At 57.8% G+C, this 16,964-nt stretch carries 18 protein-coding genes and 1 other annotated feature; of the genes, 16 read left to right on the top strand and 2 right to left on the bottom strand.

What is annotated here, in order from left to right; genetic code table 11:
- Window positions 1–32 precede the first annotated feature (32 nt).
- Window positions 33–1,316: an HAAAP family serine/threonine permease gene (locus ACP3TA_RS16610; protein ID WP_426784381.1), complete on the top strand. Its 1,284-nt coding sequence runs from the start codon at window positions 33–35 to the stop codon at window positions 1,314–1,316.
- A 150-nt stretch (window positions 1,317–1,466) separates the two neighbouring features.
- Window positions 1,467–2,600, top strand: a complete 1,134-nt coding sequence (locus tag ACP3TA_RS16615; RefSeq protein WP_033642872.1) for an ABC transporter substrate-binding protein — start codon at window positions 1,467–1,469, stop codon at window positions 2,598–2,600.
- A 36-nt stretch (window positions 2,601–2,636) separates the two neighbouring features.
- Here ACP3TA_RS16615 and ACP3TA_RS16620 read toward each other — a convergent pair whose 3' ends face one another.
- Both ACP3TA_RS16620 and ACP3TA_RS16625 read right to left on the bottom strand, forming a co-directional pair.
- Window positions 2,637–3,326, bottom strand: coding sequence for a MarC family NAAT transporter (locus tag ACP3TA_RS16620; protein WP_033652461.1), 690 nt, complete (start codon window positions 3,324–3,326; stop codon window positions 2,637–2,639).
- Between the two features lie 107 nt (window positions 3,327–3,433).
- Entirely contained in the window at window positions 3,434–3,661 is a 228-nt protein-coding gene (locus ACP3TA_RS16625) for a hypothetical protein (protein ID WP_047576023.1), read from the bottom strand.
- 223 nt (window positions 3,662–3,884) lie between these two features.
- On the opposite strand from ACP3TA_RS16625, the gene ACP3TA_RS16630 reads away from it, so the two are divergent.
- The 14 genes from ACP3TA_RS16630 to btuD all read left to right on the top strand — a co-directional run bounded on the left by ACP3TA_RS16630 (window position 3,885) and on the right by btuD (window position 16,806).
- Window positions 3,885–4,934: a CAP-Gly protein gene (locus ACP3TA_RS16630; RefSeq protein WP_197754404.1), complete on the top strand. Its 1,050-nt coding sequence runs from the start codon at window positions 3,885–3,887 to the stop codon at window positions 4,932–4,934.
- Window positions 4,935–5,173: 239 nt separating this feature from the next.
- A complete protein-coding gene (locus ACP3TA_RS16635) occupies window positions 5,174–5,797 on the top strand; it encodes a hypothetical protein (protein ID WP_046686952.1) in 624 nt (207 codons plus the stop codon).
- A 218-nt stretch (window positions 5,798–6,015) separates the two neighbouring features.
- Window positions 6,016–7,944: a threonine--tRNA ligase gene (thrS, locus tag ACP3TA_RS16640; protein ID WP_025159696.1), complete on the top strand. Its 1,929-nt coding sequence runs from the start codon at window positions 6,016–6,018 to the stop codon at window positions 7,942–7,944.
- Window positions 7,945–7,947: 3 nt separating this feature from the next.
- On the top strand, window positions 7,948–8,499 hold the full coding sequence (gene infC / locus ACP3TA_RS16645; protein ID WP_048233542.1) for a translation initiation factor IF-3: 552 nt from the start codon (window positions 7,948–7,950) through the stop codon (window positions 8,497–8,499).
- Window positions 8,500–8,597: 98 nt separating this feature from the next.
- Window positions 8,598–8,795, top strand: coding sequence for a 50S ribosomal protein L35 (rpmI, locus tag ACP3TA_RS16650; protein WP_004931418.1), 198 nt, complete (start codon window positions 8,598–8,600; stop codon window positions 8,793–8,795).
- Window positions 8,796–8,838: 43 nt separating this feature from the next.
- Window positions 8,839–9,195 carry a 50S ribosomal protein L20 gene (rplT, locus tag ACP3TA_RS16655; protein ID WP_004931417.1) on the top strand — a complete coding sequence of 119 codons (357 nt, stop codon included), beginning with the start codon at window positions 8,839–8,841 and terminating at the stop codon, window positions 9,193–9,195.
- 113 nt (window positions 9,196–9,308) lie between these two features.
- Window positions 9,309–9,431, top strand: a sequence feature (Phe leader region).
- On the top strand, window positions 9,313–9,357 hold the full coding sequence (pheM, locus tag ACP3TA_RS16660) for a pheST operon leader peptide PheM (RefSeq protein WP_121626058.1): 45 nt from the start codon (window positions 9,313–9,315) through the stop codon (window positions 9,355–9,357). It overlaps the preceding feature by 45 nt.
- 187 nt (window positions 9,432–9,618) lie before the next feature.
- Window positions 9,619–10,602, top strand: a complete 984-nt coding sequence (pheS, locus tag ACP3TA_RS16665; RefSeq protein ID WP_004931416.1) for a phenylalanine--tRNA ligase subunit alpha — start codon at window positions 9,619–9,621, stop codon at window positions 10,600–10,602.
- A gap of 14 nt (window positions 10,603–10,616) precedes the next feature.
- Window positions 10,617–13,004 carry a phenylalanine--tRNA ligase subunit beta gene (pheT, locus tag ACP3TA_RS16670; protein WP_142075452.1) on the top strand — a complete coding sequence of 796 codons (2,388 nt, stop codon included), beginning with the start codon at window positions 10,617–10,619 and terminating at the stop codon, window positions 13,002–13,004.
- Between the two features lie 4 nt (window positions 13,005–13,008).
- On the top strand, window positions 13,009–13,305 hold the full coding sequence (ihfA, locus tag ACP3TA_RS16675; protein WP_004931414.1) for an integration host factor subunit alpha: 297 nt from the start codon (window positions 13,009–13,011) through the stop codon (window positions 13,303–13,305).
- Window positions 13,306–13,856: 551 nt separating this feature from the next.
- Window positions 13,857–14,261 carry a DUF2502 domain-containing protein gene (locus ACP3TA_RS16680; RefSeq protein WP_089196985.1) on the top strand — a complete coding sequence of 135 codons (405 nt, stop codon included), beginning with the start codon at window positions 13,857–13,859 and terminating at the stop codon, window positions 14,259–14,261.
- 179 nt (window positions 14,262–14,440) lie between these two features.
- Entirely contained in the window at window positions 14,441–15,448 is a 1,008-nt protein-coding gene (gene btuC / locus ACP3TA_RS16685; RefSeq protein ID WP_033652456.1) for a vitamin B12 ABC transporter permease BtuC, read from the top strand.
- Between the two features lie 45 nt (window positions 15,449–15,493).
- Window positions 15,494–16,045: a glutathione peroxidase gene (locus ACP3TA_RS16690; RefSeq protein ID WP_033642881.1), complete on the top strand. Its 552-nt coding sequence runs from the start codon at window positions 15,494–15,496 to the stop codon at window positions 16,043–16,045.
- A 5-nt stretch (window positions 16,046–16,050) separates the two neighbouring features.
- On the top strand, window positions 16,051–16,806 hold the full coding sequence (btuD, locus tag ACP3TA_RS16695; protein WP_033642882.1) for a vitamin B12 ABC transporter ATP-binding protein BtuD: 756 nt from the start codon (window positions 16,051–16,053) through the stop codon (window positions 16,804–16,806).
- Window positions 16,807–16,964 lie beyond the last annotated feature (158 nt).

Raw genomic sequence — 16,964 nt, forward strand, 5'->3', positions numbered from 1 at the left:
CGTTGGCGTCGCAGATTAAGGTAGACTGTCTCATGAGTACGATTTCTCCCGATTCAGGCACGCTGACGGCCGCTCAGCCTGCCAAATGGAACAAAACCGACACCGTCTGGATGTTCGGTCTTTATGCCACCGCGGTGGGCGCCGGCACGTTGTTCTTGCCGATCAACGCCGGCCTGAACGGCCCGTTGGTGTTGCTGCTGATGGCGCTGTTCGCTTTCCCGCTGACCTATTTGCCGCACCGCGCGCTCAGTCGCTTCGTGCTTTCCGGCTCCAGCCGCGACGGCAATATTCACGATGTGGTGGTGGAACATTTCGGCGTATTGGCCGGAAAAATCATCATGGTGCTGTATCTGATGGCGTTCTTCCCGATCGTGCTGGTGTACAGCATTTCGATCACTAACGCGCTGGACAGCTTCCTGATCCATCAGTTTCACGTGGCGCCGCTGCCGCGCCTCTGGCTGAGCCTGGCCGTGGTGGTGGTGCTCAATCTGGTGCTGCTGCGCGGCAAAGACAGCATCGTGGCGGCGATGGGCATGCTGGTGTTCCCACTGCTGGTATTCCTGATGGGCATTTCGCTCTATCTGATGCCGAGCTGGAATACCGCCAACTTCGTGCATGGCCTGGCCGCCACCCGCTTCGACACGCCGGGGTTGTGGCATTCGCTGTGGCTGGCCGTGCCGGTGATGGTGTTTTCCTTCAGCCATGCGCCGATCATCTCTTCCTTCGCCTCGACCCAGAAGAGCCTGTACGGCGACAAGGCGGAACGCCGCTGCGCGCGCATCATGCGCTACAGCTATGTGCTGATCTGCGTTACCGTGCTGTTCTTCGTGTTCAGCTGCGTGCTGAGCCTGTCTCATGAAGACATGCTGCAGGCGAAAGAGCAGAACATCACGGTGCTGACCACGCTGGCCAACAAGTTCTCCAACCCGCTGATCGCCTACCTTGGCCCGGTGATGGCGATGCTGGCGATGGCCAAATCCTATCTCGGCACCTCGCTGGGGGTGACGGAAGGGGCGACCAGCCTGATCGACGGCGTCACGCGCGCGGTCGGCAAACCGCTCAGCTCGCGCATGACGCACCGCATCTCGGCGGTGTCGCTGTTCCTGCTCACCTGGGCGGCGACGGTGTGGAACCCCAGCGCGCTACATATCATCGAAACCATCAGCGGCCCGCTGATTGCGGCGATCCTGTTCATCCTGCCGATGTACGCCGTGCGTGCGGTGCCGGCGATGCGTAAATACCGCGCGGCGAGCAACGTCTTCGTGCTGGTGATGGGGCTGATCGCGCTCTCGGCGCTGATCTACGGCCTGATGTGATCCCCTGGGCGCGCCGGCTCCGGCGCGCCTCTTATCCTTCCTTTACACATCCCTTTGCAATTAATCGCCGGCATGCCGGGCGTTATCTTTGATAATGCAAGCCATTCTCATTAGTATTTCCTGAATGTATTCATGACTAAGGAGTCTTTCGTGCACCGTCGAATCACTTTGCCGGCGCTGGTTTGCGCCGCCTTACTCGCCTCTCCGGCGATGGCCACTACCTATCCGTTGACCCTGACCGACACCTCCGGCCAGACGGTCACCCTCCCGCAGGAGCCGAAACGCATCGTGGTGCAGGACGGGCGCGACATTCTCACGCTGGCGCTGCTCGATCGCGCCAACCCGTTCGGCCGGCTGGTGGCCTGGAATAACCTGCTGAAGAAAAGCGACGCGGCGACCTGGGAAATCTTGCAGAGCAAATGGCCGGCGGCGAAAAACATCATCGACATGGGATTCAGCGATAAAGGCGAAGTGAATCTGGAGAGCGTGATCGCCAAGCGCCCCGATCTGATGATCGCCCAGTTGCGTTCCAAACCTTCGCTGAGCCAAACCGGCGTGCTGGATAAGCTGAAGGCGCTGAACGTGCCGGTGTTGTTTATCGATACCATGCTCAAGCCGGTGGAAAACACGCCGAAAAGCGTGACGCTGCTGGGGGAAACCCTCAACCGCGAAAGCGAAGCCAAGCAATATACCGATTATTATCAGCAGCATTATCAGGCCATTCTGGCCAAAACGCAGGCGGTGGCACCCAAACCGTTGGTGTTCTTCGAAGCCAAGGCCGGTCTGAATGGCCTGGAATCCTGCTGCTTCACCCATGCGCACGTCGGCTGGGGCGCGTTGGTCGAAGCGGTCGGCGCGCGCAACATCGGTTCTGCGCTGCTGCCGGGCGCGACCGGCGACGTGGCGCTGGAAAAAGTGATCAGCATGAAACCGGATGCCTACATCGTTTCCGGCTCGCAGTGGGCCAGCAAGACCAACGCCGCGGTGCCGTTCGGCTATGGCGTGACGCAGCAGCAGGTGGATGAGGCCTTCAACCGCATGAAGCAGCGCCCGGGGTTCTCGCAGGTGTCGGCGGTGAAGGAAGGGCGGTTCTACGGCATCTACCATAACTTCTACAACCACCCGTACAACATCGTCGGGCTGGAGTATCTGGCGAAGTTTATCTATCCGGCGCAGTTCCCGGATTTGGATCCGGCCAAGACCTACAGCGAGATCCTCAGTCGCTTTACCGAAGTGCCGGAAGGCAAGGGCATTTTGGGCGCGCAGGCGCCGGCGGGGAAATAACGGCAACGGGCGCGATGTCGCGCCCGTTTTTCATGGTCAGGCGGCGGCCGGTGTATAGGTGGAGATGATCTCCAGCACGCCGTTGATGATGAACTGAACGCCCATGCACACCAGCAGGAAACCCATCAGGCGCGAGATCGCCTCGATGCCGCTTTTCCCGACCAACCGCATGATGGCGCCGGAACTGAGCAGGCAGGCCCACAGGATCACCGCGACCGTCAGGAAGATGGCGACCGGCGCCACGGCCAACACCCAGGGTTCAAAACCCAGCGAATTCGCTTTGACGCTCGACGCCGAGCTGATGATCATCGCGATGGTGCCCGGCCCGGCGGTGCTCGGCATGGCCAGCGGCACGAAGGCGATGTTGGCCGACGTCTTGTGGCGCAGCTCGTGCGACTTGCTCTCCACCTCCGGCGCGTCTTCGGGGCTCTGCTGCGGGAACAGCATGCGAAAACCGATGAAGGCGACGATCAGGCCGCCGGCGATGCGCAGGCCGGGGATCGAAATGCCGAAGGTGTTCATCACCACCTGCCCGGCGTAAAACGCCACCGTCATGATGCAGAACACATAAACCGAGGCCATCAGCGACTGCTGATTACGCTCTTCGCGCGTCATATTGCCGGACAATCCGAGCAGCAACGCCACCGTGGTCAGCGGGTTGGCCAGCGGCAACAGCAGCACCAAACCCAGTCCGATGGCCTGGAATAACTGCAAAATACCCGTCATAAAATAGACTCCCTGTGCAACGTTCAAGCCGCCAAACGGCGGCCCATGAGCTGAACAGCCTAGCCTGCCGTACGCCTGGCGGCAATGGGGATAGCTCGTAACGTTAATTAACCGTCGGCCCGGGCGTTCAGCATCGCCGGCCGGCGAAATTCGTCGGCGGGAGACTCATCGTCATCGCTGCACTCGCCGGCGAGCTCAGGTTCATCCTCACACCCCAGCGGCGCCTCGTTGACCGCAATCGCGCGCGGCACCGAACGTGCGCCAAAATGCACCAGCCCATATAACGTCGCCAATGCTGCGCACGCCACGATGAGGGCTGCGAGTAACCGGTTCATGTTGTGCGCTAAGACCTTGTTCATTGGTGGATAGCGTAAGAATAGTGACGCTAAGGCGGCCTGTCAGCGTAGCGCCGCTGAAAGTAAACCCACGTCTGAAGTCATTATCATTAATTATTTTTAACTGTTTTCACCCTTTAACCGCCTGATCGATGAAGCGAGTCTATAATGGTAAGGCTTTCTGGCATTTCTTTATAATCGAAAACTTAAAAGGAGTTTTACTATGGAAGTGGCAAAAGAATGGGTAGCGGCGAAAAAAATCTCCTGGGGCAGCGTCATCGGCGGCGTGATCACCGTATTGGCTGTTTCACTGTTGCTGTCGACGTTAGGCACCAGTCTTGGATTCTCCATCGTGGATCCGACATCAGACGATCCGATAAACGGCGCCGGTACCACCGTAGTGATTTGGTCCGCTGTTTCAATCATTATTAGTTTGGCCGCCGGCGCTTTTATTGCCGGGCGTTTGGCTGCTAATGACGGACTTATTCATGGCTTCCTGGTATGGGCGACCTCACTGATTGTGGCGGCGGTGCTGGGGGGGATGCTGGTCGGGTCTGCCGTGAAGGCGACCGGCAATGCGCTGGGCGCTATCGCTTCGACCTCCGGCAGCTTGCTCTCCGGCGCCGGTTCAGCGATTGGCAAAGGGGCATCCGGATTGGCGGACGCCGGCGGTAAAGTGTTTGACAAGTTGGGCATTGACACAACCTTGGAACCTGAACAGTTGCAAGGCGATGTGGTTACGGCGCTTAAAAAAAGCGGTATCCCGTCATTACAGCCTGAATTCATGCAACAGCAGTTGAATGCGGCCAAAACTGATTTGGCGGACGCAGTAAAAGCTCTGGCACTTCAGCCTGACAATAGCGACGCCATTATTAATCAACTGGTCGCCAAGCTTAAAAAACAGGGTGAGGCCATCTCGCAAGATGTGGATCAAGACGCCCTGAAAAAGGCCTTGGCGGAAAATACCGAGATGACGCCGCAGGAAGTGGACCAGACGGTGAAGAATTTGGTCGAAGCCAAAAATAAAACTGCCCAGCTGGTTAATCAGCGTTTGGATGACGCCGAAGCAAAAATCAATCAGGCAAAACAGGAGTATGTGGAGCTGAAACAGAAGGCGCGCGAGCAGGCTGCCGCTGCTGCGGACGAATTGTCGCGGGCCGCATTGTGGTCGTTCTTTGCGCTGTTGATTGGCGCAGTGGTCAGTGCGTTGGCCGGCTTGTGGGGCGTTAACACCAATGTCCGCCGTATCGCGGTATCACCTGCGCAGGCGTAATCTTCAGGCTCCTTTGCGCGTCTCGATGATATAGGGATGAGAGCCTGGAATACTGACGACGATGAAGTGACTGCCAGGAAAGACTGGCCTCACCCCGGCCCAGGTGCCGGGGTTTTTTATTGTTTCGGCGTAATTAACGACCACCTTTCGCGCGGCGCAGGGCATTAGGCATCAATTGCCACGATCCCTGAGAACAGGTGGATACCATAGATGCGCTGTAAATAATAATGAGTGTGATTATGAAACAAGAACTGCATATTTTACTGGGGAAAATCGGCGCATTCGCGCTTTCCGCCGCCTTCATGGGGGCATTGGTCGGCCTGGTGTTTATCGATGTGCACTGGCTGCATAACTTCGTGCATGAAACCTCGTTGACCGAAGCGGCGCAGGAGCTGTTGCTGCTTGCCATCTCCGGCGGTTTCTTCGCCGCGGCTCGGCGACAGGCCGAGCGTCGTTCCGCCTGGCTGCTGGTTGGCGGCTTCTTTCTCTGCATGCTGATCCGCGAGATGGACTTCGCTTTCGATGCGTTGTGGCACGGCGCCTGGGTGTGGTTCGCGCTGGCGGTCGCCTTGGCCTGTCTGTGGCATGCCGCAAGGCATATTGCGGCTACGGCGCGCGGCCTGGTCTATATCGTGTCGCACCCCGGCTACGGCATGATGTGCGCCGGCCTGCTGTGCATCCTGGTGTTTTCACGCCTGTTCGGCATGAGCGCGCTGTGGCAAACGCTGATGCTGGACGGTTACAACCGGGTGGTGAAAAACATGGTGGAAGAGGGATGCGAACTGCTGGGCTACGGCCTGTGCCTGCTGGCCACCCTTAGCTATCTGAAAGGCGTGTTTGCGCCGGATAGAGCGAAAGTGTGAGGGCGGCGGCGCTTTATTTATCCGGAACAATTTTAGTGATACTATTCGCTTAGCCGAATGCGGCTGAGAAGGTATGCGTTCCATTCTGTATACCCAGTGAGGTTTCAATCTGGCAATTGTGGGCGAGATCTGAAACCTGGCTGACCAAACCCAAAATCCAATTTTCGTACTGCATGTGATCTGTCGTGTGGGTCACCACTGTAGATAAGGAATTATTAATGCCTGTTATTACCCTTCCTGACGGAAGTCAGCGTCATTTCGACCACCCCGTTTCCCCGATGGATGTCGCGCGCGATATTGGCCCTGGCCTGGCGAAAGCCTGTATCGCCGGCCGCGTCAACGGCGAGCTGGTCGACGCCGGCGATCTGATCGAATCAGATGCGCAGCTGGCCATCATCACCATCAAAGACGAAGACGGTCTGGAAATCATGCGCCACTCCTGCGCGCACCTGCTGGGTCATGCGATCAAGCAGCTGTGGCCGGATACCAAAATGGCGATCGGTCCGGTGATCGACAACGGTTTCTATTATGACGTGGATATCGACCGCACCCTGACGCAGGAAGACCTGGATCTGCTGGAAAAGCGGATGCACGAGTTGGCCGATAAGGATTACGACGTCATCAAGAAGAAGGTCAGCTGGCAAGAAGCCCGCGACACCTTCGCTGAGCGCGGCGAAATCTATAAAGTGGCGATCCTGGATGAGAACATCAGCCATGACGATCGTCCGGGCCTGTATCACCACGAAGAATACGTCGACATGTGCCGCGGTCCGCACGTGCCGAACATGCGTTTCTGCCACCATTTCAAACTGCAGAAAACCTCCGGCGCTTACTGGCGCGGCGACAGCAAAAACAAAATGCTGCAGCGTATCTACGGTACCGCCTGGGCAGACAAGAAGCAGCTGAACGCCTACCTGCAACGCCTGGAAGAAGCGGCCAAGCGCGATCACCGCAAGATCGGCAAACAGCTCGACCTGTATCATATGCAGGAAGAAGCGCCGGGCATGGTGTTCTGGCACAACGACGGTTGGACTATCTTCCGCGAGCTGGAAGCCTTCGTGCGCATGAAGCTCAAAGAGTACCAGTACCAGGAAGTGAAAGGTCCGTTCATGATGGACCGCGTGCTGTGGGAAAAAACCGGCCACTGGGAAAACTACAAAGACGCCATGTTCACCACCGCGTCGGAAAACCGCGAATACTGCATCAAGCCGATGAACTGCCCGGGTCACGTGCAGATCTTCAACCAGGGCCTGAAGTCGTACCGCGATTTGCCGCTGCGCATGGGCGAATTCGGCAGCTGCCACCGCAACGAGCCTTCGGGTTCCCTGCACGGCCTGATGCGCGTGCGCGGCTTCACGCAGGATGACGCCCACATCTTCTGTACCGAAGAGCAGGTGCGCGCCGAAGTGAACGAATGCATTCGCATGGTCTATGACGTGTACGGCACTTTCGGCTTCGACAAGATCGCCGTCAAGCTGTCCACGCGTCCGGAAAAACGTATCGGCACCGACGACATGTGGACCCGTGCAGAAGAAGACCTGGCCGCCGCGCTCACCGAGAACGGCATTCCGTTCGAGTACCAGCCGGGCGAGGGCGCCTTCTACGGACCGAAAATTGAATTTACCCTGCATGATTGTTTGGATCGCGCATGGCAATGTGGTACCGTGCAGCTCGATTTCTTCTTGCCGGGCCGTTTGGGCGCATCGTACGTTGGCGAAAACAACGATCGCGTCGTGCCGGTAATGATTCACCGCGCCATTTTGGGCTCCATGGAACGCTTCATCGGTATCCTTACCGAAGAATATGCCGGGTTCTACCCGACCTGGATCGCTCCGGTGCAGGTGGTGGTGATGAATATCACCGACAGCCAGTCTGATTACGTCCAGCAATTGACCAAAAAACTGCAGGATGCAGGTATTCGCGTGAAAGCGGACTTGAGAAATGAGAAGATTGGCTTTAAAATTCGCGAACATACTTTACGTCGAGTCCCTTACATGTTGGTGTGCGGTGACAAAGAGGTCGAAGCAGGCAAAGTTGCCGTTCGTACCCGCCGTGGCAAAGACTTGGGAAGCCTGGACGTAAACGAAGTCGTAGACAAGCTGCTGAAAGAGATTCGCAGCCGTAGTCTTCATCAACTGGAGGAATAAAGTATTAAAGGCGGAAAACGAGTTCAACCGGCGCGTCCTAATCGCATTAACAGAGAAATTCGCGCGCAAGAAGTTCGCCTAACCGGCGTCGATGGCGAGCAGATTGGTATTGTCAGTCTGAATGAAGCTCTTGAAAAAGCTGAGGAAGCGGGCGTTGATTTAGTAGAAATCAGCCCAAATGCCGAACCGCCAGTTTGCCGAATCATGGATTACGGCAAATTCCTCTACGAGAAGAGCAAGTCGACGAAAGAACAGAAGAAGAAGCAAAAAGTTATCCAGGTCAAGGAAATCAAATTCCGTCCTGGCACCGATGATGGCGACTATCAGGTCAAACTACGCAACCTGATTCGCTTTCTGGAAGATGGCGATAAAGCCAAAATCACCCTGCGTTTCCGCGGGCGTGAGATGGCGCACCAGCAGATCGGCATGGAAGTGCTTAACCGCGTCCGTAAAGACCTGTGTGAAGATATGGATCTGGCAGTGGTCGAGTCCTTCCCTACGAAGATCGAAGGCCGCCAGATGATTATGGTGCTCGCTCCTAAGAAGAAACAGTAAGGCTTACAAGTAATGGAACCCGCGCGGCGCTTGCGCTGTGTGGGTTTTATTCGCCCAACTGATTCGTTGTTTAACAATGCGAAGTGGATTTAATTAAAATGCCAAAGATTAAAACTGTACGTGGTGCAGCCAAGCGCTTCAAAAAAACCGGCAGCGGTGGTTTTAAGCGTAAACATGCCAACCTGCGTCATATTCTGACCAAAAAAGCAACCAAGCGTAAACGTCACCTGCGTCCGAAAGGCATGGTGTCTAAAAACGATCTGGTCCTGGTTACCGCGTGCCTGCCGTACGCATAAGCCATTTTTTTTGAATTTAGAATAAGACTTTAGGAGAGAGCATATGGCTCGCGTAAAACGTGGTGTAATTGCACGCGCACGTCACAAGAAAATCATGAAGCAGGCGAAAGGTTACTACGGTGCCCGTTCGCGCGTATATCGTGTTGCCTTCCAGGCAGTAATCAAAGCAGGTCAGTATGCTTACCGTGACCGTCGTCAACGTAAGCGTCAGTTCCGTCAGCTGTGGATTGCACGTATCAACGCAGCTGCTCGTCAGAACGGTCTGTCTTACAGCAAGTTCATCAACGGCCTGAAAAAAGCCTCGATCGAAATTGACCGTAAGATCCTGGCTGACATCGCAGTCTTCGACAAAGTGGCCTTCGGCGCACTGGTTGAGAAAGCGAAAGCAGCTCTGGCGTAAGTCAGTAGAAGAGGGAGCTTGCTCCCTCTTTTAATCTTTGTTTTCAGCGACAAATATTGACTTTCATTGCCCGCCGCTATATCACTGGTGGACAATCATCGACAAGGTACCGCAATCATGCACGCAGCTATTTTTCGTTTCTTTTTTTACTTTAGCGCCTGACTTCAGGAGGCTTTGCGCGTAAGAAAAGAAACGAAAAGTAGCGCCTAAGCCTCCCTCGTGGAGGCTTTTTTGTTTTTGGCCATCGTCCCGCCTTGCAAAGCGTTGCGGTGAGAACGGCGGGTACTCAGCCGGCCCTGCGCCGCGCAGGCGAGCTGCCTGGCCGGCAACGCATTGAAAAGTCTTTGAAGATTGCTCAAAGGCGTGTTCGAATAATAGATAACAATTACTTAGGGCCATCCCGGCCAGAGGAAGAGGAAAGCAATGCCACATCTCGCAGAGCTGGTTGCCAATGCCAAGGCAGCCGTAGAAGATGCCCAGGATGTTGCCGCGTTAGATTTGGTGCGCGTCGAATATTTTGGCAAGAAAGGTCATTTCACCTTGCAGATGCAGTCTCTGCGCGACGTACCGGCGGAAGACCGTCCGGCGGCCGGCGCGGTGATCAACCAGGCCAAGCAAGAGGTGCAAGACGCCCTGAACGCGCGCAAGAACGCGCTGGAAAGCGCCGCGCTGAACGCGCGCCTGGCGGCTGAAACCATCGACGTCTCCCTGCCGGGCCGTCGCATGGAAAACGGCGGCCTGCACCCGGTGACCCGCACCATCGACCGCATCGAAACCTTCTTCGGCGAGCTGGGCTTCTCCGTCGCTACCGGCCCGGAGATTGAAGACGATTACCATAACTTCGACGCGCTGAACATTCCAGGGCATCACCCGGCGCGCGCCGACCACGATACTTTCTGGTTCGACGCGACGCGCCTGCTGCGCACTCAGACCTCCGGCGTGCAGATCCGCACCATGAAGAACCAGCAGCCACCAATCCGCATCATTGCGCCGGGCCGCGTTTATCGTAACGACTACGATCAGACTCACACCCCGATGTTCCACCAGATGGAAGGGCTGATCGTCGATAAAGACATCAGCTTCACCAACCTAAAGGGCACGCTGCACGATTTCCTGAATAACTTCTTTGAAGAAGACCTGCAGGTTCGTTTCCGTCCGTCCTACTTCCCGTTCACCGAGCCGTCCGCCGAAGTGGACGTGATGGGTAAAAACGGTAAATGGCTGGAAGTGCTGGGCTGCGGCATGGTGCATCCGAACGTGCTGCGCAACGTGGGCATCGATCCGGAAGTTTACTCCGGCTTCGCCTTCGGTATGGGCATGGAGCGCCTGACGATGCTGCGTTACGGCGTCACCGACCTGCGCGCATTCTTCGAAAACGATCTGCGTTTCCTCAAACAGTTTAAGTAAGGCGGGAATATCACATGAAATTCAGTGAACTCTGGTTGCGCGAGTGGGTAAACCCGGCCATCAGCAGCGAAGCATTATCCGATCAAATCACCATGGCCGGTTTGGAAGTGGACGGCGTGGATCCGGTTGCCGGCGCGTTTAACGGCGTCGTGGTGGGTGAGGTTGTCGAGTGCGGTCAGCACCCGAACGCCGATAAACTGCGCGTCACTAAAGTTAACGTGGGCGGCGATCGCTTGCTCGACATCGTCTGCGGCGCGCCGAACTGCCGCACCGGCCTGAAAGTGGCGGTCGCCACCGTGGGCGCGGTGCTGCCGGGCGATTTCAAAATCAAGGCCGCCAAACTGCGCGGCGAACCTTCGGAAGGCATGCTGTGTTCGTTCTCCGAGCTGGGCATTTCCGACGATCATGACGGCATTATCGAACTGCCGCTGGATGCGCCGATCGGCACCGACATCCGTGACTATCTGAAACTGAACGACAACACCATCGAGATCAGCGTCACCCCGAACCGCGCCGACTGCCTGGGCATCATCGGCGTCGCGCGTGACGTGGGCGTACTGAACCAGGTTGCGCTGACCGAGCCGGACATGAGCCCGGTGCCCGCGACGATTGACGCCACGCTGCCGATCCGCGTTGACGCGCCGCAGGCGTGCCCGCGTTATCTGGGCCGCGTGGTGAAAGGCATCAACGTCAAGGCGCCAAGCCCGCTGTGGATGCGTGAAAAACTGCGTCGTTGCGGTATCCGTTCTATCGATGCCGTCGTCGACGTCACCAACTATGTGCTGTTGGAACTTGGCCAGCCGATGCACGCTTTCGATCTGAGCCGCATCGACGGCGGCATCGTGGTGCGCATGGCGGAAGAAGGGGAAACCTTGACGTTGTTGGACGGCAACGAAGCCAAACTGAACGCCGACACCTTAGTGATCGCCGATCACCAAAAAGCATTGGCGATGGGCGGCATCTTCGGCGGCGAGCATTCCGGCGTCAACGGCGAAACCCAGGACGTGCTGCTGGAGTGCGCTTTCTTCAGCCCGCTGTCGATCACCGGCCGCGCGCGCCGTCACGGCCTGCACACCGATGCTTCTCACCGCTATGAGCGCGGCGTCGATCCGGCGCTGCAGTACAAAGCCATGGAGCGCGCCACGCGCCTGCTGCTCGACATCTGCGGCGGCCAGGCAGGCCCGATTATCGACGTGACTCACGAGAATGAACTGCCGAAGCGCGCCACCATCACGCTGCGCCGCGAGAAGCTGGATCGCCTGATCGGCCACGTGGTGCCGAGCGAGCAGGTCAGCGACATTCTGCGCCGCCTGGGTTGCCAGGTGACCGAACAGAGCGACAGCTGGCAAGCGGTCGCGCCGAGCTGGCGTTTCGATATGGAGATCGAAGAGGATCTGGTGGAAGAAGTGGCGCGCGTTTACGGCTACGACAACATTCCGGATGTACCGGTGCGCGCCGATTTGGTGATGACCCAGCATCGCGAAGCCGATCTGACGCTCAAGCGCGTGAAGACCATGCTGGTCGATCACGGTTATCAGGAAGCGATCACCTACAGCTTCGTCGATCCGAAAGTGCAGGCGCTGCTGCACCCGAATGAAGAAGCGCTGATCCTGCCGAGCCCGATTTCGGTCGAAATGTCGGCGATGCGTCTGTCGCTGTGGACCGGCCTGCTGTCTGCGGTGGTGTACAACCAGAACCGCCAGCAGACGCGCCTGCGCCTGTTCGAAAGCGGCCTGCGCTTTGTGCCTGATAGTGCGGCAGATCTGGGTATCCGTCAGGACGTCATGCTGGCGGGCGTGATCGCCGGCCATACGCACGATGAACATTGGGATCTGGCGCGCAAGCCCGTCGACTTCTATGATTTAAAAGGGGATCTGGAGTCTGTCCTCGAGCTGACCGGTAAATTATCCGAAATTCAGTTCCGGGCGGAAGCCAATCCGGCCCTGCATCCAGGGCAAAGTGCGGCGATTTATTTGCACGGCGAACGCGTTGGTTTCATCGGTGTGGTTCACCCGGAACTTGAACGTAAACTGGATCTTAACGGCCGCACCGTGGTGTTTGAACTGGAGTGGAACAAGCTTGCGAGCCGCGCCGTGCCTCAGGCGCGGGAGATTTCGCGCTTCCCGGCAAACCGCCGTGATATCGCCATTGTGGTGGCTGAAAACGTCCCCGCAGAAGATATTTTGGCCGAGTGTAAGAAAGTTGGCGCAAATCAGGTAGTTGGCGTAAACTTGTTTGACGTGTACCGTGGCAAGGGCGTGGCAGAAGGTGACAAGAGCCTGGCTATCAGTCTGGTATTGCAGGATACCGCTCGTACACTGGAAGAAGAGGAGATAGCCGCTACCGTTGCAAAATGCGTAGAGGCTCTAAAACAGCGATTCCAAGCATCCTTGAGGGATTGAACCTATGGCGCTTACTAAAGCTGAAATGTCAGAACACCTGTTTGAGAAGCTTGGGCTTAGCAAACGGGACGCCAAAGACCTGGTGGAACTGTTCTTTGAAGAGGTCCGTCGGGCCCTTGAGAATGGCGAACAGGTAAAACTGTCGGGTTTTGGCAACTTTGATCTGCGTGACAAGAACCAACGTCCGGGGCGTAACCCGAAGACCGGCGAAGACATTCCGATTACGGCGCGCCGCGTGGTGACCTTCCGTCCGGGGCAGAAGCTGAAAAGCCGGGTAGAAAACGCCAGCCCGAAAGGGTGAGTGACGTGACATCAAAAAAGGCCGCTTGCGCGGCCTTTTTCTTTTCTGGGACAAAATTCAGTTTATTCCTAATCGATAAGACATGACTTCATTGAGCCGTTAAGTCGGCACGGCGAAAATCATTGTCCTTAATTGCGGAATATTCTTATATCTTATTTCATGTAATGCGTGGCTTTTATTTCTCACTTCAATAACGCCCGTAATAATGGCCAGGGCCATCGCCACGGTGGCCGCCGCCTCCGTGAGGGCCCCAGCAGCAGGCGCTAAGGGTTGAGGCCAGTGCGACCACGGCCAGCAGCATACCGAGTCGTTTAATCATCTTATTATCCTCCGGTGGGGATCCGTTTAATTATCATTGTCGCGCCGCTTAAGCGATGTCAGTTATTCGTTAAGCCTTGGCAGAGGCAATAATAATTAAAGACGTCGGCAAACAGTGTCGGGATTGTGTAAGGCCGTCGAAAACGATCTGAAAATAGGCACCGGTGAGATAGTCGCTAAATAAGCGCACTGATATAACCACTGCAGCAAGAAAAATAGAGTGAGAAGGCAAAATGAAAAAGCTCCTGTTGCTGGTGTGTTTCCCTCTGTTGCTGCCGCTGGCGGCACAGGCCGATGTCTCTGTCGATATCAACGTGCCGGGCGTTTCCCTACATTTGGGGGATCAGGACCGCCGTGGTTACTACTGGGATGGCTACGACTGGCGTCCCCCGCAATGGTGGCATGCACACCAGGGCCGCGGTTTGGGGGAGCGCAATGCGCGCGGCCTGTACTGGGACGGCGGGCGCTGGCAGCCTTCGCCGCCGCGCGGCTATGAGCATCGCGAGCCGGCGCGCAGCGGCAATCCTTTCCACGGCGATCGCGATAATCGTGATCATGACGATCGCGGCGACCATGACCGGCGCGATGACGGCCGCGGCCGGCCCTATCCGCAGGGCAACCCCGGTCAGCATCGTTAACCCCTGAGTTTATCGGCGGCTGGTTTTGCCATCATCCTGGCGATGACGGGCAGGGCCAGCCGCTGCTTTCCTGCGCCATCGCTTACGCAAGGCTTCCCCTTGCGGCGTTAACCCCCTAATATTTGACTCAGACGTCAATTATCCGGCCACGACAGCGGCCGGCAGGGAATCGCCGCGCCATGCCAACCAGCCGTACCTTCACCTTACTGTTGCAACATCAACGTTACCGCGATAAACGCCAGGTCATTCTGTTGGCGCTGGGTGTGGTGCTGGCATTGCTGTTTAGCCTTTGCGCCGGCGATCGATGGATATGGCCGTCAGAATGGTTCAGCGATCGGGCGCAGCTGTTCGTCTGGCAACTGCGATTGCCGCGTGCGCTGGCGGTGATGTTGGTCGGCGCCGCCCTGGCGGTAGCCGGGGCGGTGATGCAGGCGCTATTTGAAAACCCGTTGGCGGAACCTGGCCTGCTGGGGGTGGCGAACGGCGCCGGCGTCGCGCTGGTGCTGACGGTGCTGCTGGGCCACGGTCTGCTGCCGGTAGCGCTGATGAGCGCCGCCGCGATAGCAGGCGCGCTGGCGATGACGTTCTTGCTGCTGGGCTTCGCTCGCCGGCGCCGCCTGACCAATGCGCGGCTGTTGCTGGTGGGAGTGGCGCTGGGCATCGTGTGCAGCGCGCTGATGACCTGGGCGGTCTATTTCAGCACCAGTCTCGATCTGCGGCAGTTGATGTACTGGATGATGGGGGGCTTCGGCGGCGTCGACTGGCGCCAAAAGTGGCTGGTGTTGGCGCTGCTGCCGGTACTGCTGTGGCTGTGCGGCCAGGGGCGAGCGCTTAACCTGATGGCGCTGGGCGAGGTGCAGGCGCGGCAGCTCGGGCTGTCGCTGCATCTGTGGCGCAACCTGCTGGTGCTGGCGATCGGCTGGCTGGTGGGCGTCAGCGTGGCGCTCGCCGGGGTGATCGGCTTCGTCGGGCTGGTGATCCCGCATATTTTGCGGCTCACCGGCCTGACCGACCAACGCTATCTGTTGCCGGCCTGCGCACTGGCGGGGGCCGGCGTGTTGCTGGTGGCCGATGTGATTGCCCGCGTTGCGCTGCTGGCGGCCGAACTGCCGATCGGCGTGGTGACCGCTACGCTGGGAGCGCCGCTATTTATCTGGTTACTGACCCGGGCAAAAGGCGTAAGGTAGTTTTCTTCATTCACCTGCCATTAAAAAACTACAGGATGACAACCGATGAGCAATCCAATTTATAACCTGCCGTTACAGACCATCGAAAATCAGGCTACCACGCTGGGGGCCTATCAGGGCAAGGTGCTGCTGGTGGTCAACGTGGCCTCGGAGTGCGGCCTGACGAAGCAATATGAAGGGCTGGAAGCGCTGTACGAAACCTATCGCGATCGGGGGCTGGAAGTGCTGGGGTTCCCGTCCAATGAATTCCTGGGGCAGGAGCCGGGCAGCAACGAAGAGATCCTGGCGTTTTGCCGCGGCACTTTCGGCGTGCAATTCCCGATGTTCGCCAAGATTGAGGTGAACGGCGAACACCGTCATCCGCTGTATCAGGCGCTGATTGCCGCGCAGCCGGCTGCTGTCGCGCCGCAGGGCAGCGAGTTCCTGGCGCGGATGACCAGCAAAGGGCGTGCGCCGAAGCACGCCGGCGATATTCTGTGGAACTTCGAGAAATTCCTCATCGCGCGCGACGGCACGGTGATCCAGCGCTTCTCGCCTGACACCACGCCGGAAGATCCGGCGCTGGTGGCGGCGGTGAAACAAGCGCTGGCAGGGTAAGACGGATGCTGCAACTCGTTGAGGTTGGGGTGGCGGGGCGCCTGGCGCCTTTTTCGGCACAGATTGACGGCGGGTTGCAGGTTCACCTGATCGGCCCAAACGGCGCCGGGAAGAGCACTCTGCTGGCGCGGGTGGCGGGCATGCTGCCGGGGCTGGGCGAGGTTCGTCTGGACGGACGCGCGCTCTCCGATTATCCGGGGAGCGAACTGGCATCCCGGCGCGGTTACCTCAGCCAGCAACAGCCGCCGGTGTCGCTGATGCCGGTGTTTCAGTATTTGGCGCTGCACCGGCCTGCGGCGGCAACGCAAACCGATGTGGAGCACGCCATCCTCTATCTGTGCCGGCGGTTGAAGCTGGTGGATAAGCTGTCACGCATGCTGACGCAGCTTTCTGGAGGCGAATGGCAACGGGTGCGGCTGGCGGCGGTCTTGCTGCAGGTGTGGCCCAGCGTCAATCCGCACAGCCGCCTGTTGTTGCTGGATGAGCCGACCAACAGCCTGGATGTGGCGCAGAAAGTCGCGCTGGATCGCCTGCTGCGCGAATTCTGCCAGAGCGGGCGCAGCGCGCTGGTATGCGCGCACGATCTGAATCACACCCTGCAGCAGGCCGATCGGGTTTGGTTGCTGCATGCCGGCCGGCTTGTGGCGCAGGGCGTCACGCGTGAAGTGATGGCGCCCGCGCTGCTGTCGCAGATTTATGAAGTGGATTTCCAGCTGCAATGGGTAGGGGACCAGCGTTGGATCATGACCCGCACGGCTTAATTAACCCAGTCGGCGGGGCGCAACGTAAACGGAAACTAAACATAGTGAATATAAATAGTCAGATAAGCATCGGCGAATATTGTGCGGTCTCTCATTTTCATACCGATTTTCTTGAAAAACGTCGATGACGTGCTACGCTTGATTCGGCAAAAATAAAA

This window comes from Serratia sp. 2C06 (assembly GCF_050037615.1).
In the GTDB taxonomy this organism is placed as follows: domain Bacteria; phylum Pseudomonadota; class Gammaproteobacteria; order Enterobacterales; family Enterobacteriaceae; genus Serratia; species Serratia ureilytica.